17 protein-coding genes and 3 tRNA genes are annotated in these 23,180 nt (G+C 36.1%); 14 read left to right on the top strand and 6 right to left on the bottom strand.

Translation table 11 applies throughout. From position 1 onward, the window contains the following. The first annotated feature begins 42 nt into the window (after positions 1-42). The 10 genes from R3E91_01110 (at position 43) to R3E91_01065 (ending at position 10,204) form a co-directional block, all read left to right on the top strand. Positions 43-303, top strand: a complete 261-nt coding sequence (locus R3E91_01110) for a hypothetical protein (GenBank protein MEZ5314800.1) — start codon at positions 43-45, stop codon at positions 301-303. Positions 304-481: 178 nt separating this feature from the next. Next, positions 482-2,986, top strand: a complete 2,505-nt coding sequence (locus R3E91_01105; GenBank protein ID MEZ5314799.1) for a hypothetical protein — start codon at positions 482-484, stop codon at positions 2,984-2,986. Positions 2,987-3,090: 104 nt separating this feature from the next. After that, the gene (gene leuS / locus R3E91_01100) at positions 3,091-5,556 is read left to right on the top strand and encodes a leucine--tRNA ligase (GenBank protein MEZ5314798.1); all 2,466 of its coding nucleotides are present in this window, start codon (positions 3,091-3,093) and stop codon (positions 5,554-5,556) included. Then, positions 5,553-6,800 (top strand): 3-deoxy-D-manno-octulosonic acid transferase, encoded by a 1,248-nt coding sequence (locus R3E91_01095; GenBank protein ID MEZ5314797.1) that lies wholly within the window; start codon positions 5,553-5,555, stop codon positions 6,798-6,800. Before leuS ends, R3E91_01095 begins: the two co-directional genes overlap by 4 nt. Positions 6,801-6,817: 17 nt before the next feature. Beyond that, positions 6,818-6,890 (top strand) — tRNA-Met (locus R3E91_01090). A 43-nt stretch (positions 6,891-6,933) separates the two neighbouring features. Then, positions 6,934-7,007: transfer RNA gene (locus tag R3E91_01085), tRNA-Met, on the top strand. Positions 7,008-7,335: 328 nt separating this feature from the next. Next, positions 7,336-7,602 carry a hypothetical protein gene (locus R3E91_01080; GenBank protein MEZ5314796.1) on the top strand — a complete coding sequence of 89 codons (267 nt, stop codon included), beginning with the start codon at positions 7,336-7,338 and terminating at the stop codon, positions 7,600-7,602. 40 nt (positions 7,603-7,642) lie between these two features. Then, on the top strand, positions 7,643-8,563 hold the full coding sequence (locus R3E91_01075) for a hypothetical protein (protein ID MEZ5314795.1): 921 nt from the start codon (positions 7,643-7,645) through the stop codon (positions 8,561-8,563). Between the two features lie 224 nt (positions 8,564-8,787). After that, positions 8,788-8,860: transfer RNA gene (locus R3E91_01070), tRNA-Met, on the top strand. Positions 8,861-9,367: 507 nt separating this feature from the next. Next, the gene (locus tag R3E91_01065; protein ID MEZ5314794.1) at positions 9,368-10,204 is read left to right on the top strand and encodes a hypothetical protein; all 837 of its coding nucleotides are present in this window, start codon (positions 9,368-9,370) and stop codon (positions 10,202-10,204) included. Between the two features lie 730 nt (positions 10,205-10,934). Here R3E91_01065 and R3E91_01060 read toward each other — a convergent pair. Further along, on the bottom strand, positions 10,935-11,177 hold the full coding sequence (locus R3E91_01060) for a hypothetical protein (GenBank protein ID MEZ5314793.1): 243 nt from the start codon (positions 11,175-11,177) through the stop codon (positions 10,935-10,937). 839 nt (positions 11,178-12,016) lie between these two features. Between R3E91_01060 and R3E91_01055 the strand changes: the two genes are divergently transcribed. The 4 genes from R3E91_01055 (at position 12,017) to R3E91_01040 (ending at position 19,514) form a co-directional block, all read left to right on the top strand. Next, positions 12,017-13,270 (top strand): methyltransferase, encoded by a 1,254-nt coding sequence (locus R3E91_01055; protein MEZ5314792.1) that lies wholly within the window; start codon positions 12,017-12,019, stop codon positions 13,268-13,270. 345 nt (positions 13,271-13,615) lie between these two features. Then, positions 13,616-14,416, top strand: coding sequence for an alpha/beta hydrolase (locus R3E91_01050; GenBank protein ID MEZ5314791.1), 801 nt, complete (start codon positions 13,616-13,618; stop codon positions 14,414-14,416). Further along, the gene (locus R3E91_01045; GenBank protein MEZ5314790.1) at positions 14,413-16,008 is read left to right on the top strand and encodes a diphosphate--fructose-6-phosphate 1-phosphotransferase; all 1,596 of its coding nucleotides are present in this window, start codon (positions 14,413-14,415) and stop codon (positions 16,006-16,008) included. Before R3E91_01050 ends, R3E91_01045 begins: the two co-directional genes overlap by 4 nt. Positions 16,009-16,145: 137 nt before the next feature. Further along, positions 16,146-19,514, top strand: coding sequence for a hypothetical protein (locus tag R3E91_01040; protein ID MEZ5314789.1), 3,369 nt, complete (start codon positions 16,146-16,148; stop codon positions 19,512-19,514). Here R3E91_01040 and R3E91_01035 read toward each other — a convergent pair. Genes R3E91_01035 through R3E91_01015 form a run of 5 tightly spaced genes read right to left on the bottom strand, consistent with a single transcriptional unit; the run spans position 19,500 to position 23,169 of the window. Beyond that, positions 19,500-20,303: a hypothetical protein gene (locus R3E91_01035; GenBank protein MEZ5314788.1), complete on the bottom strand. Its 804-nt coding sequence runs from the start codon at positions 20,301-20,303 to the stop codon at positions 19,500-19,502. The genes R3E91_01040 and R3E91_01035 overlap by 15 nt on opposite strands. Next, on the bottom strand, positions 20,303-21,250 hold the full coding sequence (gene trxB, locus R3E91_01030) for a thioredoxin-disulfide reductase (protein ID MEZ5314787.1): 948 nt from the start codon (positions 21,248-21,250) through the stop codon (positions 20,303-20,305). Before trxB ends, R3E91_01035 begins: the two co-directional genes overlap by 1 nt. Then, on the bottom strand, positions 21,237-21,647 hold the full coding sequence (gene acpS / locus R3E91_01025; GenBank protein ID MEZ5314786.1) for a holo-ACP synthase: 411 nt from the start codon (positions 21,645-21,647) through the stop codon (positions 21,237-21,239). The genes trxB and acpS overlap by 14 nt, the downstream gene beginning before the upstream one ends. Further along, positions 21,625-22,674, bottom strand: coding sequence for a TRAM domain-containing protein (locus R3E91_01020; protein ID MEZ5314785.1), 1,050 nt, complete (start codon positions 22,672-22,674; stop codon positions 21,625-21,627). The genes acpS and R3E91_01020 overlap by 23 nt, the downstream gene beginning before the upstream one ends. A gap of 3 nt (positions 22,675-22,677) precedes the next feature. Beyond that, a complete protein-coding gene (locus R3E91_01015) occupies positions 22,678-23,169 on the bottom strand; it encodes a hypothetical protein (protein MEZ5314784.1) in 492 nt (163 codons plus the stop codon). Positions 23,170-23,180 lie beyond the last annotated feature (11 nt).

Genomic DNA, 23,180 nt, shown 5'->3' with positions numbered 1-23,180 from the left:
AAATTTGTGTATTTTTTAATCACTAGTATAATTAAGACCATTATGGATCAGATAGCAACAAGTTCCAATACACTCGCCGGATCTTCTAATATGTTTTTGAGTAAGTTCTCTAAAACTAAAATGGATTACATTACATGGATTGTTTTAGGAATTTTAGGGTTATTGATGGTGGTAACTGGAGCTTGTTTAATGGGCTGGATTGGAACAATTCCTGCACGAATGTATGGATTTTTCTTTTTAATTGCAGGAATTGCTGCTGCTATTTATTCGACCATGATGATTTATCGATTAAAGTCTTCTTAAATTTTTTTTAAAAATTGAAAAAAGTTTAAAAAAATACTTTATCTATTGTCAAATTAGATTTTTAGGTTCTCAAGATATATATTTTTTCAATTTTTAAATCTTTATAATTAATTAACACTTATTTAATATAATGATACCAAATCAAGTAATATGATTTTTATCAATTTAGGCCATAGGCATGAGTGATCCAAAAGTAGGAGGGATTTTTCTAAAAGACTTAGGGAAAATCTCTTCATTTCAACAACAGATAGACAAAATTGATGAGGATTGCATCCAATCTAAAAAGGTCAATACTAAAGAATGGAGAGTTACCACTTTGGTTCTTGGCCTCTTGACACTGATTACTGCAGCAGGAGGAGGTTTTTTAATTTCAGGAGCTGCTGGAATTTTAGTTGGTGGGCTTTACGCAGGATTGCCTTTTTTACTTGGATCTGTCTGCTTAATTATCATGATTATCCATCAAACTAAAAAATACTACGAAGCGAATTGCCAGTCCGATAAAATTCGCTTGTCTAAGCTAAACGAGGTGATTTTAAACGAAGAAATTCTCGAAGCTATGTTAGAAGCAGACCCGATGAAATCGAGACATTTTACGAGTATTATTCGTCAAATATCTACTAAAGAAAATTTCCAAGATTTTGTAGATAAAGCATATAAAAAAATACAAACACATGAAAGTGTAGCTAATAGTCTAAGCATAGGATTATCCGACCAAAATCAGCAAAATGTGATTAGAGCGATTGCAGATGGAGTTTTAAAGCATTCCTTGTTTCTTAGCGAAAACCTCCCAGCAGAAGAAAATAATCAAGGTCCAAATGAGAATAGAAATATTCAAAGGCAAATGATCAATTTTAACCTGTCTTCTGGGTTGATTCCTTTTGAACAACAACATTATTTTCTTGAAAGAGCGTCACAAGATGCAGTAGGTGAGATCTTAACCAAAATGGACAAAGAATGTTATGCTGAACATATCGAACGACTCGACATCTCATCTCGATTGCTGATGAGTTTTATCGCAAATGATAAATTTTTAGAATATAAAGAGACTCAACTGAATGCACATCAAGGCGACAAGGTTACTAAATTAATTGAAAAGGTGATTGAAGAATTTAAGGATACAAAATATGAAGATTTAGTAGCTTATTTTAAAAAATTTGATTTGCTAGACTTTAAGCATTTTCAATACGTTGCTGAAACAATCATTTCTTATTTTTCGAGAAAAGAAAAAAGTTTACCACTAATTAATCTAAAGGCTGAAGAGGCTCAAATATCGGATGCCACAACAGTTGCTCAGCTATCTGGTCCAGTGGCTTCATCGTTTAATCAAAATACTCCTCAACAGATTTTAGAGATATTGTCTAAATCTTTACAATTAAGAAGGCAACATGCTGTTGAAGATGAGCAAGGTATAGGTAGAAAAAACCTTAATAAAGTAAAAAAATTTGTAGACGAAGCTGATAATAACAGCTTTATTGAGACGGAATGTTTTTTGTATTTGCTCGGACATATTTCGAAAAAATATGCTGAAGAATTGATTGAAAATGTCAGTGATTGGGCTCACATACCAATCTTTATTGGAGCTCTTATGTATAAAGATGAAAAGGTACTTGATCTGCTAGCTATTAATGCGAATCGACTTTCAACTAGTCAACTAGAGAAATTATTTGAATATAACATTCAAGAAGATACAAAAATTAAGTATTTTAAATCTTTAAGTTTAAATAAAGCGATAGATTTGATGATTGACTTGCAAATAAGCACTCGTGAGAGTGGCATCTGGGTTTATCAACCTGAGGCCTTAGCTAGAGCTTGCGTTCAAGTCAACAGCTATGATGCAAACAATTTTTCGCTCATGTTTGGTCAGATGAATTTTAATCAAAAAAAGAAATTTTTTGATGCTCTCATTGAAATTAGGCACAAACTCAATAGTGACCTACTTAAACTAGAGGAAACGATGATGAATTCAACTCTCCAACGTACACTATTGTTGGATGAAGAGAAGATCGATTTTACAAAAGATGAGAAAGAAGAGATATCACATCAGAATTTTGATAAAACAGCCTTTTTAAAAAAGAAAAAGGAGGGATTCTTAAAGAAGATCGAAATTGTTTTATTTAATTTTAAATTCGAATTCATCCAATCACTTTACCTTCGAGATAACATTAACCAAGAAGAGGCAGCGCTTATAAAAGAGATTGTTAAAGATGACTATAAAATGTTATCCCAAATATTATTAAGAAATATCGATAAGGACACCCGGATTAGCCTTTTTTTCCAGAAGGCTCTAGTGAAAACGTGTTGGACATCCTTTGAGGGAGGATATAGAGAATGTTTTATTGAAACATTGTTTCAGAGCTTATTCCCTCCAAACGACGATAACAGTATTTCTATGATGAAAAAAGAGGCATTGGATCTCATTCTTTTAAGTTCTGATAATGATATGATGCATTGGTTCACGAATCAGATATTAGAAAGTTTGGCTCAAAATTTTTTGAATAAACACCGAAAGGACCCATATAAAGATTTTGTAACATTTTTTGCTTTTAAAAATGCTGGTCTTGAGGACCAAGCTACATTGAAATTTGCATCCTGTATGGCTAACGAAATTGCGAAAGCATCAAACAATTTTGTATCCACGAACACTTTATTGGAAAAATTCGGTGAATGTTTCGATAAAAAATAAAAGATAAGAACTACACTAGGTCTTGCGTGATTCCATGTCAATTGTCACTGAGTGGTTTTCTACTTACAGTTTTTTTATTTTCAAAGATCTGTTAATCTAGCTGGATGACACATTATCATCCTCAACTGATTGAAAAAAAATGGCAGCGTTTTTGGAAAGATCACCAGTCTTTTAAAGCTTCTGAAGATCCCAGAAAGAAAAAATACTATGTTCTCGATATGTTTCCCTATCCTTCAGGTGCGGGTCTTCATGTAGGGCATTTAATTGGCTATACAGCTACTGATATTCTTGCACGTTATAAACGGAGTCAGGGATTTTCTGTTCTCCATCCTATGGGATGGGATAGTTTTGGCTTACCTGCTGAGCAATATGCAATTTCTACTGGAACTCATCCAGCTGAAACAACAAATACGAATATTAGCAATTTTAAAAAGCAACTTGATTCAATTGGATATGGATACGATTGGGAGAGAGAAGTTCGGACGAGTGATAAAAAGTATTACAAATGGACTCAATGGATTTTTACTCAACTCTATGAAAAGGGATTAGCTTATCAAGCTGAGCTATTAGTCAATTGGTGTCCTGCTCTTGGAACAGTGTTAGCCAACGAAGAGGTCGAGCATGGATATGCAAAAGAAGGTGGTTATCCAATTGAACGCAAGCCACTTAAGCAATGGGTGCTAAAAATTACAAGCTATGCTGATCGATTGCTGGAGGATTTAGAAGGAGTAGATTGGCCAGAAGGGCTTAAACGTCTTCAACGCAATTGGATTGGAAGAAGTGAAGGAGCAATAATTAATTTTTTAATTGAGGGGAGAGAGGAGCCATTAGCTATCTTTACGACCTGTCCACACACAATTTTTGGAGTCACTTACCTTGTCCTATCTCCTGAACATCCTCTTGTGAAAGAAGTGACAACTCCTGAGTACCAAGCTGCTGTTGAGCAATACAAACAGCTTACTGCGGGAAAAAGTGATTTAGAACGCACTGAACTGACAAAAACTAAAACAGGAGTATTTACAGGAGGATATGCACGTCATCCCATGACAAATGTAAAGTTACCTATCTGGATTGCTGATTATGTGTTGATTGGTTATGGAACGGGAGCCATTATGGCAGTACCAGCTCATGATGAGCGTGACGAAGAGTTTGCCATAAAATTTGGATTGCCGATCAAGCGAGTGATTAATGAAGACAATCGGATGGTAGAAAGTGGACATCTCAATGGGATGTCTACAGAAGAAGGATTAAAAGCAATTACTGTTCAATTAGAAAAAGAGGGAATGGGTCGATGTGCAATCAATTATAAGATGCGTGATTGGCTCTTTTCTCGTCAGCGGTATTGGGGAGAGCCACTTCCGATTTTACATTTTTCAGATGGGACTATGCGAACTCTTACTTTAGATGAGTTACCTCTTGAGCCTCCTCAAATTGTAGATTATAAACCGACTGCTTTGGGACAAAGTCCTTTGGCCAAAAAGCAAGATTGGGTGTCTATCATTGATCCAAAAACAGGAAAAAATGCGCTTCGAGAAACAGATACCATGCCTCAATGGGCTGGCTCGTGTTGGTATTATCTTCGTTTTTGTGACCCACATAATGAGTCTCTTGCATGGGATCCTGAAAAGGAAAAATATTGGATGCCAGTCGATATGTATGTAGGAGGGGCTGAACATGCAGTGCTCCATCTTTTATACGCCCGTTTTTGGCATAAGGTTTTGTATGACTGTGGCCTTGTCACAACATTAGAACCTTTTCAGCGATTAATGAATCAAGGGCTTGTGGTTGCACGGGCTTATCAAAACAAATCTGGTATATATCTCTCTGAAAATGAAGTTTTTGAAAAAAATGGCCAATATTTTCATCAAAAGACAAAAGAACGACTACAGAGTCAGATTGAAAAGATGTCTAAGTCTAAGCTTAATGGAATCTCGCCGGATACAATTATTGAAGAATTTGGAGCGGATGCGATGCGTCTGTATTCTATGTTTATGGGGCCGATTGATAAAGAAAAAGTTTGGAATACGAGTGGAATCAGTGGATGTCGCCGTTTTTTGAATCGTTTTTTTGAGATGGTTGTTTCATCAAAAGTGACTGAAGAGTCAGATAAACTAGGGATACAATTGGCTCATCAACTTGTTGCAGAAGTCACAGAAGATATTGAAAATCTTCTATTTAATACTGCGATTGCCAAGATGATGTCATTTTTAAATGCATTTATAAAACTCTCTACATATCCTAAAGAGGCAGTGAAACTAGCCATTCAGGTTTTGGCTCCCTTTGCGCCTCATATTGCAGAAGAATTATGGGCCTACCTAGGAGAAAAAAGCTCGATTTTGGATGTACCTTGGCCAAAAGCAAGGTTGCACTATTTGGTGAAAGAGTCTGTCACTTATATTATCCAAGTGAATGGAAAGTTACGTGGGCGTTTTGATTTACCAAAAGATGAGGAGCAAGAAACGATTATTGCACTTGCTCAGAAAGATTTAAAGATTGCAAAATACCTAAAAGGCCATCTTGAGAAAGTAATTTTTGTTCCAAAAAAATTAGTGAATTTTGTGATTAGATGATTTTTTTATATAATTTAGGTATTCATTTTTTTGCTTGCTTTAGAGTGTTAAGTCAATGGAGAAAATATCGCGGTCTAGTTAAGGCCAAGTTAGGTCAAGGATTCCCTGAGATTAAAAAAGGGAATAGGGTAGTTGTATGGGTGCATGCCGTCTCAATGGGAGAGACCAAAGCCATTGCTCCTCTTATTGAGAAGATGAAATCGCTGACAGAGCCTCCGCTTATCATTCTTTCAACTGCAACACAAAGTGGTCATGAAGAGGGAAAAAAGGGAATGGCGGATTATAAAGTCTATCTTCCTTTTGATTTTCCCTATATTATCCGACCGATTATTCGTCGTCTTTCTCCTGATCTTGTGATTTTGACTGAAACAGATTTTTGGTACCATTTTCAGGATGCTGCAAAAAAATCAGGAGCCACCCTTGTAGTGGTGAATGCAAAATTATCCCAACGCTCTTTTGCTCGTTATCAAAAATTTCCTTTTTTAATTCGCTACTTGCTTCATCCTATTGATTATTTTTATGTTCAAGGCGCTCTATATCAGGAACGCATTCATAATCTTGGAATTCCTTTAGATAAAATGTCTATCACAGGGAATATTAAACTGGATGTTTCAACAAAAACTATTCCAACCATTAATCGTAAAAATCTTGGATTAAATAGTCACTTTGTCATCACACTAGGCTCTACTCATCCTCCTGAAGAAGAGATCTGGATTCGCGCCTTAAAAAAACTGTGGCAAGATTATCCTGAGTTAAAGGTATTGATTGCTCCTCGTCATCCTGAACGATTTGAGGTGGTCGCCCATTTATTAAAAAAAGAATCGCTCAATTATACTTCTTGGAGTGAACAAGGAACACTCGATTGTCACAATATTTTACTTATCGATGCCATGGGAATTCTCAATGCCTTCTATCAGATTTCTGATCTTGCTTTTGTAGGAGGAAGTTTTACTCCTGCTATTGGAGGGCATAATATTTTAGAACCTTGTTTTTATGGAAAACCTGTCCTTTTCGGACCTCATATGGATTCTCAACCTGATTTAGTTGAACTCATGCTCTCTTATAGTGCTGGGATCCAGATTACTCCTAAGGATATTTATCCTACTCTTAGGAAATTAATTTCTAACCCAACTCTTTGTCATAAAATCGGCGAAAATGGTCTTCATTTGCTCCATCAATCGCGTGGTGCAATGGATAAAACATTTAATGCACTTCGTCCCTTGATTGAAAAAAGGAATTCATGATAAAGTTTTTTCCTTACCGCGGGATGGAGCAGTGGTTAGCTCGTTGGGCTCATAACCCAAAGGTCGAAGGTTCGAATCCTTCTCCCGCTAATCCTTTATAGATCTTATTTTTAAGGCAGTAAGTCCACTTCATGGCGGCATAGCTCAGTTGGTTAGAGCAACGGAATCATAATCCGTGGGTCGTTGGTTCAAGTCCGACTGCCGCTATTTCTTTACAAGTAACAGCCAGCAGCTTCTTGAGTGGTCAATTCAGCATTAATGAGAATTGAAGTTATAGAATGTCTTCAGACATTTGAGTCAAAATGTTAAAAAGAAGGCAACTCGCTTGAGTGGGAATAACAAAAACAAATTCTTGGAGTCCCTTTTGATGATAAACTCGATACCTGCCTGGCTTGATTTCGAGAAGAATCAAGCGAACTCTTTGCTCAGTTGTAAATCATTTTAGATTAATCATGAATTTGTTTTACTATTTTTCTTAATTCAAATATAATGTAATAACGTTATTTTAAATTTCTTCACTAAGATTCAGTATACTATGAGCCAAGTTTCAATTCTCTGTGGTTTTCCATTTTGTCAATCTACTCAGGGTAAAGAGACCAATCTTTCTATCAAGATTAGGGTTATAGCCATAGCTTTAGGGATTATTGCAGCTATCGCAGGTATCCTGAGTGTGTTTGGGTTAGGTCATCTTGGCGCTGCAGCAGGGGGGGCAGTATTGTCTGTTGGAACTCTTATAGCATTAGTAGGAGCTTCGATAAAATGTATAAAAACCTCAAGATCCCAAACCATATACACTCATTGATAGTAGTAAACCCCTGTTAGAGCCTAGATCTGTTGAAGAAGTGCCAGTTCAGTCTCTCGAACTTGATAAGAATAGTCTTAAAAAACCTCAAGGTCCCAAACCATATACACTCATTGGTGGTAAACCGCTAGTAGTGCCTAGACTTATACTTCAAGAAGTGCCAGAAAAGACTTGCATTGAATTTCTCAAATTAGATGAGGAAAGTGTTGTGTGGATTGGTACAGAAAAAAAAGAAATCATAATAGGAGAATGTGTTGGCTGTGGAGGCTCTAAGCGAGCTATGAAAATATCAGAGGATGAAGTCTTAATGCTGCCAAATAAGAAGGTTACATTCCCTACCTGGCGAAGTATGGTAGATGAAGAAGTGCAGATATCTAATAGACTGACTGAACTCGGTATTCTGACTGTTGGATCTAAATGGGTTGATATCTTCTTAAGCAAAGACTCAAATTACCCCTTACCAGCCTATAGTTGCCCTTCATTTAAGAGTCTCACGAAAACAGGTAGGTATGTTATTGATAGAAAAAACTCAAAAAGCTCTTGTTGGAAAAATAGATCCTATTTCCAAGACAATAAGGATCGGTTTGCTATCGAAAGTTGGCTTCCCATCATTAAACCTTTATTACAAGACATGCGGGTTCTTGCCAAAAACAATTGCCTGTTTTATCAAGATGCTCTGAATCTTGTTATCATAAAGAGTGAACAGGGATATATTGCTCGCTATTTTGGCTTTGACTTTTCGAGCAATTACAAAGCTTGTGAAAGAGTATATGGGTTAAGAGAAGATGATACGACGGATGAAATGGTGACATGGCTAGGTGGTGCCTTAGAATACATATTTTGGGAACAGTACGATTTTGATACAAAAAAAGAAAATGGTACTTTAAGTGAAGAATACAGCAACTTAATTAAAAAATTTAAAAATGAGTGCCCTCGAATTCTACAAGAAATGCAAAAATAGCCATCTCTTATTAACTGACCATATATTTTTCAGATCAGATGACTGTGATGCATGGAATATCAAATTTTCCGTTCAATCATAGAGTCTAATAAATTCCAGTAGATTGTTGAATATTAATCTCCTATGTTTATTTACATTAAAATTGGATGGTCTTAGGATAAAACATTTAATGCACTTCGTCCCTTGGTTGAAAAAAGGAATTCATGATAAAATTTTTTCCTTACCGCGGGATGGAGCAGTGGTTAGCTCGTTGGGCTCATAACCCAAAGGTCGAAGGTTCGAATCCTTCTCCCGCTAATCCTTTATAGATCTTATTTTTAAGGCAGTAAGTCCACTTCATGGCCGCATAGCTCAGTTGGTTAGAGCAACGGAATCATAATCCATGGGTCCGTTGGTTTAAGTCCGACTGCCGCTACTCTTTACAAGATTATAGAAAAGCATTTTAGATCGCTAGAACAGTCTTTGGAATGAAATTTTTGACAAGTAGTGCACAAAAGGTAGCCTGTTCCAGGATGCTGAAAAGTAAGCATACAGCGCTTGTGGGGGACTAATACAAATTTTTGATTTCCTTTTTTAAAGATAAAATAAAAAATTATTTGCAATAAATGCAGTTATTTTTGTTTTTTAACAAAAAATATTGAATTATATCATAAATATCTTTATAATTTTTTCTTTAATTATTAAGAGGGATTTAACTATGAACCAAGTTTCAGTAGCTCGTGGATTGCCATTTTTTCAATCGACTCAGAGTAGGCAGACCAAGCTTTCTATTGCACTTAGAGTGACGTTCTAGTCTTAGCTATCATGGTTGCCATAGTAGGTCTGTTCGTTTTATGTAGTGGTCTAGGTCATATTGCCACTATAGGAGGTTTGGCCATATTCTTTATCGGAGTGTCTGCACTTGTTGGCCTTGCAATAAAATGTATAAAAAAACCTCAAGCTCCTATTGAGCAATCTTTCAAATTAGATGAAGATCAGACAGTTAAGACAGAGGTCAAGAGAGTACCGACAAAGGTGATCGAGCAATTTCTCACCTTAGATGAAGAAGGCAACACGGTATGGATTAACGACGACAAAAAAGCAATTGTATCCTTCGGTGAAGAGAATAAACCCTTAGTAGTACCCAAATTTAGAGAGGCTAACGGAGCCTCGCCAGAGGCGGTTAAGCAATTTCTCGCCTTACATGAAGGAGACACAGTATGGGTTGGCGAGGACAAGAAACCAATTAAAATAGGAAATTGCCTCGATACGGGAGGTTCTAAGCGACCCTTAGAAATCCCAGAGGGTTTAGTCTTGATGTTGCCAAACAAGGGTCATTCATTGAAGAGTTGGCAACGTGTTGTAGATGAAGAAGTACAAATATCTGATAAATTAATCGAACTTGGTATTCTGACTGTCAAATCTGAACGAGTCGATATCTTTTTAAGCGAAGACTCAGATCAATCTTTTCCAGCCTATAGATGCCCTTCATTTAAGAGTCTCGAAAAAAAAGATATGTATGTTATTGATAAAAAAAAAACAGACACCCTCTACTTGGACATTAAAGAAATCTTTTTTCCAAAGCGACGAAGATCGGTTCGATGTCAAAAATTGGATTCCCATTATCAATCCCATTGTACACGATATATATACTCTTGCTAAGTACAATTGCCTTTGGTCTTCCGATAATCTGAATATTGCTATCATAAAGACTGAATAGGGGTATATAGCTCGCTATTTTGGTTTTGATTTTTCTAGCAAAGTTACACATTGCAATAAAATGTATGGGTTAAGAAAAGGAAATCTAATAAGAGAAATTTCTAAATATGCAAATATTGCTTTAGAACAGATATTTGCGGCACAGGAGGATTATGATACAGGAAAATATAATCTGTGTTTAGGAAGTGATTACGAATTTTTACTTAGAAAGTTCGCAAGAAATAAAAACGATCAATTCAAATTGCTGTTCGAGCATAGAGATAAAGTTGATATATACATATAGTCAGCTTGTTATGCTATTTAACAAACGATTATACAGATCATATTGGGAAAAGGAGATTTGCTTTTTGCGGAAATTTTATCTATGCGTGGTAAACCTTGCAGCGCAGCTACAATTAATCTTCATATAGTAAGACTATTGCCCACAGCTCCCATGGATTAATGAGCACTCTATCTTAATCTAAAAAAGCTTAAAGAGAATCCAGGTGATGACTGTATGTTAAATGAAGAAGAAGTTGACCTACTTCTTCTTGCATAGAGTTCGTCAAATCAATTTTAAAATCATCGATAGAAGAAAGGAAAGAGTTGAGCACATGGTAAAAACATTGAAGACACAAAGCCACGTCTTCAATGTTTTTTAAAAAAATTTCATATCCTATATTCCACTAAACTATCATTGATCCCCTTTGTCATCTTTAGAACAACACCTGCCAACTATGCCTCCGATCATTCCTAGTATGACAGCAGAACCTACACCAATCATACAATAAGAAGCAAGCTGAGGTAAGATTATTGATCCACTAATTCCTAAAATACCAGCTACTAGCAGTGTAATAGCTGATGTGGCCAAAAACGTGGTTACCCCAGCGCAGATAAAATTCATATTCTTTTGATCCACGATATTTAAAATACACATAACAACCTCACTGTTTGAAAATAATAATATTACTTATTGATCTAAACAAACACTGTAAACAACTGAATTAGTAATATGCAATACAAATTTTTATCTTTTCAGGAAAATAAACTAACTCTCCTTAACTACATGGTATATTAATTTATCTCATTGTAATTTAATTGTTAATAGAAAAAATCTTTTGTTTTTAGAATTAAAATTTATCAGAGATTCATAATCCTATGGCTAACAAATAGCACATTAACAGATGGCAAAGATTCAAAAACTTAATATATGGGTTGGTAGCACCAATTATAGATTCTAAATTCACATCTTATTTCCAGATTAGCCAGATTGGTTAGTTTGCTCTTCGAGGGGGGGGGGATTTTATCACAAAAATTGAACGCATAGATTAATATTTCTTTTCAGTTGTTATAAGCTTGAAAACTCCATTCTTAAAAAACTTAGTCGATCAAGCTTTATGTTCTTCCTATAGCCTAGAAGCTCATTGAGTTTAATATGGTAGTGAAATCTACCTTTTGGTATGGAATTGCCTCTCAAAAAGCGATAGTCTTCTTTTTAGACATTTGGGTCAGAGTTCTGAGAAGTCAATGTACAAATCCTGCGGGGCAGCAATATGAATTCCTGTACCCCTTTTGGACATACATTGCCTATCTTTTTTCTCAGACCTTAGCAAGTGGCTATTACCCTTAGATTATTGGTCAGAGAGCTAAAAAGAAATCATCCATTTTAATATTGATGTCATGATATGCAAAATTTTTAAGAAAATATTCTTAATATTTTCTTAAATCAGAAGTATCTTTATAATTGTTTATTTAATCATTAAGAGTGATTTAACTATGAATCAAGTTTCAGTGGCTTGTGGTTTTCCATTTTTTCAATCAACTCAGAATAGACAAACTAAGCTTTCTATTGGACTTAGAGTGACTGCTTTAGTCTTAGCTATTATTGCAGCTATCATAGGTCTTTTAGTTTTATGTAATGATCTAGGTCATATTGGTACTATAGCAGGTTGGACTACATTCTCTATCGGAGTGTCTATTGCACTTGTTAGTCTTTCAATAAAATGTATAAACAAACCTTTACCCTTGCCTACAACTTATTATAGATTAGAAAAAAATGAGCTTGTTTTAGAACAATGGAAAGAGAATACTTTGGATGCAAACTCCCTGCCTATTAAAAGCAAAGGAGAGATATTACAGCGGTCTCCAGTTGCTGCTACTTTAGACCATATGGGCTTGGTCATCTCTACTATTACGCCTCAAAATATTGTTTATCATGATGAGGACTTGCTTGCCACGGCTATTGTTTTTAAAGCAGCGCCAGCAAGGCTTATGAAACCTAATGTCGACACGATGCTGATCTGTTCTGGAATCTACCGATTATTAAAAACTGGTTTAGAATTTAATTGTGCTATAGACCTTGGTGCAGGGTCTGGGTTTATCGCGAAATATCTCGCATTGAAGAGACCTAATAGCAAAATTACTGCTATTGATATTGAATCAGAAGCGATTGAGTATATGAAGTCATCAGGTGCAGGTATGCCAGAAAATATCGAGATAGTTCAAGAGGATGCTATTGACCATTTAAAACAATATTATCATAAATATGATTTGATAGTGAGTAATCCTCCTTATGTTCCTACTGAGACAGAAACGCAATCTGAGCAAAAAATCAAGATTAAGAAAGGAAATTTTTGGGAAGGGACTCAGATCATTTGTGATATATTTGAAGAAATATTCCCAAACATGGCTCCAGAAAAACATATCGTTCTCGTAGTGTCTAGTATGTCACTCAAATCTCAAAGATTAAATAAGATTTTTCAAGATCTAAGCGCATGTGAAGCTAAAATAGTATTTTCTCAAGAAGTTGTCTATAAAAACTTTTATGCAGGGAATGGTAAAAGTAGCCATTTAATAGCAACCGGAGAAGAAAAAAATCGTGTGGTGTGTTTTAAAAACTTAAATCTTGAATTATTTGTAGGGATGACTTTGCCAAGTGAACCACGAATTTTTCGGGAAGACAATACAAAAAAGCAGATACGGTATTTCTGGCAGATGATTTATGTTATAGATTTTAAAAAAAAACCATAACATATAAATTTTTAATCAAAAATTAACACTTCGTTTTTGCATAATTTTAAGATTAAAGTATGATTTATGACCAGTCTTGGTAGTTAGACAATTCCAATTGATATTTTTCCAAGTATTCAATAAATATTTTCTTAAATGTTTTAGTAAACACCTCCTATTTATCATCTCTAAAAAAGATTTTTTCATTTTAGTCTACATTTATGAATCTTGCTAAAGGGAAATTAGAAGCTAAAGTGAAGTTAGAAGTGCACCTAAAAGATCTAAAGTATGGTATAAAAGGATAAAATCTACGATCTTTCACTCGACTTATTGAAAATAAAGAGTTAGATTAAATTTTTAGGTCTTATGCAGAAAGTAGGTGAAAAAACTGATTTAAGAGAATGGGTCGTTATTGATAACCAAGGAGTCCGTCTATTTGGAGTCCTCCACCGACCGCTTCATGTTTTTAATCCCCCTGTTGTTGTGATACTGCATGGATTTCGAAGTAGTAAACACGGGTCTAATCGAGCTTATGTAATTCTAGCCGAATCATTAGCAAAAGAAGGAATTGCAGTATTACGTTTTGATTTTAGAGGTTCTGGGGATAGTGAAGGTTCTTTAAATGAAGCTTCTTTGGAAGATTTAATTTCAGATGGTTTGGCTGTTTGTCAATATCTTTACAAATTAGATGGAGTCAATGGATCACATTTAGGAGTATTCGGAGTCTCTCTTGGTGGGGCAATTGCTATTGAAGCACTTGCTCGAAAACCACTAGCAAAAGCACTTGCTCTTTGGGCACCTGTGGCTAGCGGTCAGCTTTGGTTAGATGATTTTATCACCTCTCATCCAGAATGTTTGACAACACAACCAAAAAGATTTTTTGAACGCAATTCACAACTTCAGCTCACTCCTCTTTTTCAAGAACAGTTTGCAAATCTTGTGGCTTATTCCACTTTATCTTCAATGCCAGATTTACCTGTGTTGCATATGCAAGGAGGAAATGATACAACTACTTCTATTTCCCATCAAAAAGCCTTTAAAACACATTGTAGTGCAAATATGCAATTTCTCCTCTATCCTGAAGAGAAGCATTCTTTAGGATATGCAAGAGTTTTTCCTAAAATCATAGACGCAATCATTACGTTTTTTAAGGAGCATTTACAATGACAAGCCCTCTCGAATTTGCACGTTTAAATGATAAACCCTCTCTACCAATCTGTTTGCATAATCTTTCTTCAATGAGAGCAGTAGCAGGCAGGTCAACCGAAGCTGTCGGTAATCAGAAGGAGATTAAAAATTTATTACCAAGAACATATGGTCAACCTGTATTAAGATTTCAGCAAGGTAAAAAAAAAATACAGACGCCATTGCGTTTAGGAGTGGTTTTTTCTGGAGGTCCAGCACCAGGAGGTCATAATGTCATTATCGGTCTATTCGATGCTCTTAAAGCTCTACATTCTCAATCTCGTCTCTTTGGTTTTTTAGATGGGCCTTTGGGTGTGATCAACCATCTTTATATCGAACTCAACGAAGAAATTTTGGCTAATTATCTTAATACTGGGGGATTTGATTTAATTGGTTCAGGACGTACTAAGATTGAAACAGCTGAGCAGTTTGTATTGTCTCGTAAAAGTGTAGAATCTCTTGCTCTTGATGGCCTGATTATTATTGGGGGAGACGATTCAAATACCAATGCTGCTCTTTTAGCAGAATATTTTGATCGAGAGGGTTGTCAAACACGTGTCATTGGAGTACCAAAAACCATTGATGGTGATTTAAAAAATGATGAAATTGAAACTTCTTTTGGCTTTGATACAGCTTGTAAAACTTACGCAGAGCTGATAGGCAATATTGCAAGAGATGCTCTATCAACTAAAAAATACTATCATTTTATTAAATTAATGGGGCGTAGCGCCTCACATATTGCCCTTGAATGTGCCCTGCAAACCCACCCAAACATCACCTTAATTGGAGAAGAGATTGCTGCAAGAAGGATGACCTTAAGACAAATCACCTCTTTTATTGCGAATAAGATCTATGAACGGGCTAAACGAAATAAACATTATGGAGTGATACTGATCCCTGAAGGACTTATCACTTGTATTGTTGATATCCAAGATTTAATTGAAGAGCTGAATACCTTAGTAAAAAATGAGATCAAGGACCCTAAGGCCAGATTATCAGTTGAGGGGCGTAAAATGTTTGAGGCTCTGCCTAAAGAGATAGCGCATCAGCTTCTTTTTGATCGTGATTCTCATGGAAATGTTCAAGTGTCACATGTCTCGACTGAACATCTGCTGATCGGTATGGTGAAAGATATCTTAAAACAAAGATCAGATGACTGCAAAAAATTCCTTCCTATTGATCATTTTTTGGGATATGAAGGCCGCTCATGTCCTCCCTCGAATTTTGATGCAGACTATTCCTACACGCTGGGATTCGCAGCCACACTTTTGGTCGATGGAGGGTATACAGGTTATCTAAGTACAGTGCATGGACTTGCAGGACCAAGTAAAGAATGGGAAATTGGAGGGGTGCCAATGACCATGTTGATGCATTTAGAAAAACGACAAGGCGAATTTAAACCTGTAATCCGAAAAACTCTTGTTGACTTAGAAGGTGAGCTGTTTAAATCTTTTGTTTCCTATCGTGATCTTTGGAGCCTAGAGGATCATTACCGCTATCCAGGGCCTATTCAGTTTTTTGGTCCTGAACCACTTAAAAATCGAAGGACCCTCACTCTTGAGAAAAAAATATAAAGCACAAAATGCCTTAATATAGTAAAATTTCTCTTTATTTTAGTAAAAATTCTATTACCTATTTCTAATAAATCCAATTTTAATCAAAAATTAATATTTATTTTGTATAATAAATTATTAGAATTCAAGGATGACTTATGTCTGATTTTAGCAATATATCGACCCAGGGGCATGACTACTCCTCAAGATCTTACCAGGACAAGAAGCTTGTTCAACAGAATAGACGTCCTATTTATATTGCATTGATTATCCTAGGAGTGGTTGGAGGAGGGGTATTAGGATTAGGAGTGGTTGGGCTTGGAGGGTTTCAAGGCTGGTGGGGTACGGCTGGGATTATTTCTCATATTTCTCAGATAGAAGCGGTTGCTATGATTTCTCTAGGTGGAGGAACTACTCTTAGTGCCTTCTTTCCTTTTGCGATTGACAGTGTCAAAAGGTATATTACAAAGAAAAAAATTACAAAGTCTTTGACACAATCGTTAAAGGATACGCCCCCAAAAAAAACCCTAAAAGAAGATGAATCTCAGACGTCTTCTAAATTTACCCAATTATTTCTAGAAGATTTTAGTGCTCAAAAAAAAGAAGATTCTCAAAAAAATCGTCCTTTAGATCATTCGATTAACCCTCCATCTCACCCTCCATCTCAAAAGGATATAGTGGAAGATGACGATGCAAGTGCAAAATCCAAGTCTATCTCATTTGAATTTGATGAAGATAATCGAATACACCAAGATCTCATCCAGGATGTCGTCCAGAACAGCGATAAACCATTGAAGCGGTCTCAGTCATGGAAATCAGGTCGAGTACAGGAAAGATCAATGTCTATGGAATCAAGTGAGTTGCATTTTTCTCGCTCAAATATCTTTGACAACAATTCTCATTTTCAACGGCAGAATCTGCGACCCAAAGAGCGTTCTGGATATCAATTAGTAAGCCAACTTAGTAGTCAAGATATGGGAGAAGTTATCTACCCATTTCAGTCCAATACTAATCATGAGGTAAAATCTTCCCAGATTAAAAGTCTTTCCTCTTTCCATTCTCAAAATGCAGACAAAGATGAGTTTATCGTAGTAGATAAGGACTCTGAAATGAGTGATGATGATTTTAGTCTATTTAACCATACAGACAGCTTTCATAAGATAAACTATAGCGATTTTAAAGAGATCGAGATAACGAAAGAAGATTTGGACATCGAACTTGACTATGAAATAGTTCCGTTTGGATTAGATGCCTCAAATCCTATAGAAAATCGATATTCCAAAATTGTGAAAAACTTTAAATATGAGGAGATATCCCAACATAAATACGCCGTTGTTTTAACAGAATATCGTACACATTTAGGTCTAGATCGGATCGAAAATATGAAAAAGACAGTCGAATCCAATCCAAAATTCTCGCATCTTCGAATATTTTGCGACGATCTGCTCAATAAGACAGGCCCTGATTTTCGAAAAGTTTATAGAGATCTTATTCAAAAGATACGATTGGTTATTCAATCGCAAGCTTATAAAGATCTTGTATCATCGAATCCCGAGCATGAGATTGTAAAATTTGTGAGAGATTTTTGTTATATCCGCTGGGCAGATACACACCTTTATCGCTATCTTGAAGATATTATCCAATTAACAACTCAAAAAGATTTAATACCTCTTTGTGATGCCTTAGAAGACTATCCTAAAAAAATTCTTGGCTTAAATGAGAAAGTGAATCAGGGTAAGGCGAATAAAAAATCACAGCCGGCTTTGAAAAAACAGCAACTTTTAGGAGCATTAGGTTTACAAGATTTTTGTGGAAAAGAAAATACACCGGGTGTGATGGCTACCCAATACTTTAAAAATCAGAATCAAGAGACTTTGCCTATTATTTATGCGCGCCATGGGGTTCCAACAGCACTACGCGAAGATCATTCTTCATTCCAAGTTTTCATAAAGAAAGCAGGAAATCTAATTCGCTGTTTCATAAAGGGTGGTAGATACAATCTAGAGGAAGTAACGGCTGATTATCAGGAATATCTAAGAACTCTTGAATCTAGAGGTCAAGGAGAGTTGTATTGTGTCCACCAAAGAAGAACTCGCAATGCTGTGGAAGATGAAAGTGATCGTGCTCTTCAAATTGAAAAATTACAGGAAGATCATAAGAATATTGCTGTTTTAATACAACCAGTAGAAGGAGAGTTTTTTAAATATAAAAAGGAAACACTCACTCAACTTAAGGCAGCACTACAAAAGTTATTTTTTTCAGATTCACCTCTAGATTCCAAACAAGCAGCTGTACTACCTTATGCTCTGTTAGAGAATAAGGAGGCTCTGAAAAAGTATAAAAATGATTTTAATCAGATCTTAGAAGACGTACAAGAGATTTTTTTCTCTGATCATCTCCCCAATCAGCACCTATCAGAAACAGATAGAGAAACTTACATTTTTCTCTTTTATGCTTTTCAAAGAATGGATCTTCTCTTCCGTTTAAAAGAGCTGACCGGTTATAGACCCGCTGCAATAAAAACTATTTGCAAAGATGATTTAGATCGTGGAGGAGCACAGCGATTTGTGATGAATCGTTTAGGGGATTATATGCGAGGCGAAGAGGAGGATTCAGAAAGAAAGAAAGAAGCCATGGTCAATTTAGTCGGTCCTCCAATTCTTGTGAAGAAGATCGGAGCGATTGAGAAACGCATTAAGCCAGCAATGGCCGTAGAAAACCATCTTGCTAAGATGACTGATCAGCAGAAAAATCGGTTAAGGAAATATACTTTTGGGAAAGAACAATGGAAGATGAACGATGTGAAGGTGGAAAAGTTAAGGGAACAATCAGGATGGCCTTCAGTTTATGAACAAACGCAAGAAAAATTAGAACATGTGGAGGGGGACAACGCTCTCGGTCTATTCAAGCAGTATTTAGGATTTGAACATGAGCAGTGGGAACCATTTGATGTAAAAATCTCTGAAGGATATGTAGATAAAGAGAGTGGCAAGTTCATAAAAGAGCAGATTTTTATGCAGGTCAAACGTGATGTTAACAGATCTTATGCGCCTGAAGAGAATAGAGAAGAGTGCTTTTTTATAGATGATAATGGTCGAGAGGCATGTGTTACAGATTTTGCATCTTTACAAAAGATGATTCTTAATCATTCTCTTGTGAATGGGGAAGAACAGAATCTGCTACAGATATTAAGTTGTTTCCATCAAGCTGCTTTTGTCGATGTTTTAACCCTTATCCAGAAAACTACATGGGGTCGTTTTATATCTTTGAATTGGAAATCGTCGAATGCAAAAAGGTCCTTGAAATTGATCGTGGATTTATCTAACCAAAAAAAAATTACTATTTCTAGTTATTATCTTTCTCCAATCTCCGACGTAAAGAGCACCTATGATGTCGTACACTTGCCAATAAAAGCTAAGGCTCATACTTTGATTGAATATACCGAAGGAGAAAATGGTTCTTTAGTCTCAAAAGGATATATGAAATGGCATATCATAGACTCAGAAATAGACTCAGAAAAGGAATAACATATTCATCAAGACTCCCCAGTTATGAAAGACAAAGTTGTATGCATAGGGGTTGTACCATCCCACAAAAGAGAGAGGATGGACGAGCTTTAAATGCGGATGGAGATAGCTTCCTATGTTGATTGTTTTATGATGAATTAAAGCATACCCTACGAAGGGTTTGTCAAGTACAATGTCGTGAGATCCAAGGCCAAAAAGGGCTTCAGTAAAGAAGCCCCAATCGCAATATTTGGGTTTAAACTCTAGGCTAGCAATTCCATGTAACCATCCATTCCCTCGGTTAGCAATTCCCCATCCTCCAAAGACCCATCCTCTCATCCACCAATCATTGCGATCTGTCCATTCTTTCCCAATAGTCGCATGTAGCTCACTATTGATTTCTCCATGATAGGGAAAATTATAGTTATGTAGGTAACGTTTTCCTGGAAAGGAGAGTGTGATCCCGGTCGTCAATGTGATAGGATCGCCTCTAATATCATCAAACCACTGATAACGGATAGTTGTATAGACTGCTTGATAAGAGAAGGGGATAGGATCGATTTGAGTCAAGAGAAGATCCATTTTGATATTCCAATAGGGCCAGGGAGTCAATTCAAAATGGCCTGCAAGAGTGTAGCATTGACTAGGATCTAAGAAGATTTCTTTTGGAGATTGAACAAATTTTTGTTGGCTATAACTATAAGAAATCTCTTTTTGCATCTCCCATAGAGGAGGTAACCAAGGTGCATAACGGATGTTTTCATTTGCATGAAGAGAGAAAAAGAGAAGAAATAAAGAAAGTCGTTTCATTAACCTGAATTTTCTGTCAGCCATCTTTCTGCATCAATAGCAGCCATACAACCACTTCCAGCTGCGGTGATGGCTTGGCGATAAATTGGATCTTGAACATCACCAGCAGCAAAAACACCATCGATGCTTGTATGAGTGGAACCAGCCTTTACAACAAGATAGCCATTATTTGTCTTCAGTTGTCCTTGTAGAAATTCGGTATTTGGTTGATGACCAATAGCAAAAAATACCCCTGCTGCTTCCTTTATCTCAGTTTCTTTTGTCTTCACATTTTGGATAGTTACTGAGGAGACAACTCTTTCTCCATCAATTTTTGTAATGACTGAATTCCATAAGATTTCAATTTTTGGGTGGTTCATGGCACGTTCTGCCATGATTTTTGAAGCACGTAAGCAATCTCGTCTGTGAACAAGATACACTTTTTCTCCATATTTAGTAAGAAAGATGGCTTCTTCTACCGCTGAGTCACCACCCCCAATGACATAAAGGGTCTTTCCTCGAAAAATAGGCATCGCTCCATCACAGATGGCACATGCAGTGACGCCTTTTTGCCAAAATTCATCTTCTCCTGCTCCAGGGATATCCAGTTTTTTTGCTGTGGCTCCAGTGGCAATGATAATCGCATCCCCTGTTTTTATCGTTTTTTTCCCAAATACTTTAAAGGGTCTGTGAGACAAATCCAGCCTATGGACATCTTCTTGTAATAGTTCAGTATCAAATCTTACACATTGTTTACGAAAAGCTTCCATCATTTTAGGACCAGTAATACCATCAGGAAATCCAGGATAATTTTCTACTTCGGTTGTTGTCATCAGTTGACCACCTGCAGGTCCTGAAAAAAACCCTTCATACAAAACAGGCTCAAGATTAGCACGAGCAGTATAAAGCGCAGCAGTATATCCAGCAGGCCCTGATCCAATAATGATGACTTTATTATGTTTTTTCATCTACGCCTCCAACTAAGAGAGCCATTGCAGTTGCATAATCTTTGCAATGACTGATCGAAATAAAAAAGCGATGAAATAAAAATACTTCTTGAAGTCGTTTTGATAAATAGACTTCAGGTTTTCCACAAGTATCATTCAAAATTTCTATTTCTCGCCACTGAATTTGGATATCAGGATAGATGCCAAGTGTTTTAACAATCGCTTCTTTGGCAGCAAATCTTCCTGTATAACGGGGAAAGGGATCTTTTTGACTTGTACAATAAGCTCTTTCTTTTTCTGTAAAAAGACGATCGATAAAACGCTCTCCATGCCGATGAACGGCTTTTTTGATTCGATGGATTGCAATAATATCTGTTCCAATCCCAATAATAGATTCAGGATAAGTTTTCTGCATCATGATTTTTATTCTCGATAATATTACAAAAAATCATCCTTCCAGAGGAAGTATGTTTCACAGAAAGCACATGAGCAGTCACTATTTCCCCCATATGCTCACCTCCTCCATTCACTACAACCATTGTGCCATCTTCACAATAACCTACTCCTTGAAGATTTTCTTTACCTTGACGTTGAATTTTGACTTTCATTTCTTCACCTTTTTGCATCAGAGGTTTTAGGCCGTTGATCAGGGAGTGGATATTAATGACTTTTACTGTTGTGTCTTGACTTTGAGTACGGTTGAGATCGAGGGAAAGAATGTTTGCATCTAAAAGACGAGCTAATCTAAAAACTTTATCAGTCAAATCTTGGACTTCTGGAAAATCAGTTTGATGATAACTTAAACCTAATTCTGTTTTCCTCTCTAATTGTTTGATTACTTCGAGAGCTCTTTTTGCTCTTATGCTCGCATCTGGATCATTTCCCTCTTCTTGATGATGCAGCTCTTTTAAGACAAAATGGGGAATAATGAGTTGTTTATCTAAAAGTCCTGAGGCAGCTAGATCAATAATTCGTGGATCACAAAGAGCAGAAATATCAAGAAGGATATGCTTAATATGACTCTTAGCAGGAGTAAGTTTGATAAATGGAATGGTTAAATAAAGTTGATTAGATGCGCGTAATGTCATTATCACTCCAAAATAAGACCCAAATAGAAAAATGAAAATACGAATCATTTCAATAAAAGCATGGTGAGTTTGGATAGGAAATATCTCCAGAATAGTATCAAGAATCAAAAGAAGAGCAAGAGCCATGAGATATCCGATAAACAGACCAAGGATCACCGCATTAAAAGAACGAAGGGTAAAACGATGAAACATAAGATCTAATCCAAGAACTACTCCACCTATTATTAATCCTAAAATCGTCCCAAAGAGATAGTCATTCAAACCAGGATGAATTTGTATCCGGGCAGCAAAAGCTATCATACAAATCACACTTAGGAGCATGAATAAAATGCGTACAAAATTGGTTGAAATCGCCACTTTTCAAAATCCCTTTTTCAAACAATTAGCGTTAATCGCAGATCGGAAATAGAGAATTGAGCCATGAATCAAAGCTGTTCCTATAGCGATATCAATAAAACCACGTGTGTCAATAGTAATCGGTAGATAACGTAAGATCATTCCTAAACTCATCATGAAAGCAATCAAAAAATAGTGATTTTTTTTATATAAATATTTTATGTGTGTAGGATTAGGCAGGGCTAAAATGCGATCCACTTGTTTATTTACAGTTTTACTGAGTATCATGCGTCCTTTAAATAGCCCGATAAGTAACCCGAAGATCAGTAAAAAGAGAATGGCATGATTTTTATGCAGGATAAAATTTAAAGTGATTTCAAGGATAGAGAATTTAGCTGAAGAGGGGAGATTGGGAGCTTGTAGGATAAAATTTAATCCAAGGGAAAGAAGAAAAATCCCAATACTTAACCAGACCAACCCTGCTATCGTAATAAGAGTGTGGTGTTTAAAATACATAGTTGTTATTG

It is taken from the genome of Chlamydiales bacterium (assembly GCA_041395025.1).
GTDB lineage: Bacteria > Chlamydiota > Chlamydiia > Chlamydiales > JAAKFR01 > JAJACP01.
This window is presented reverse-complemented; position numbering and strand designations above follow the sequence as displayed.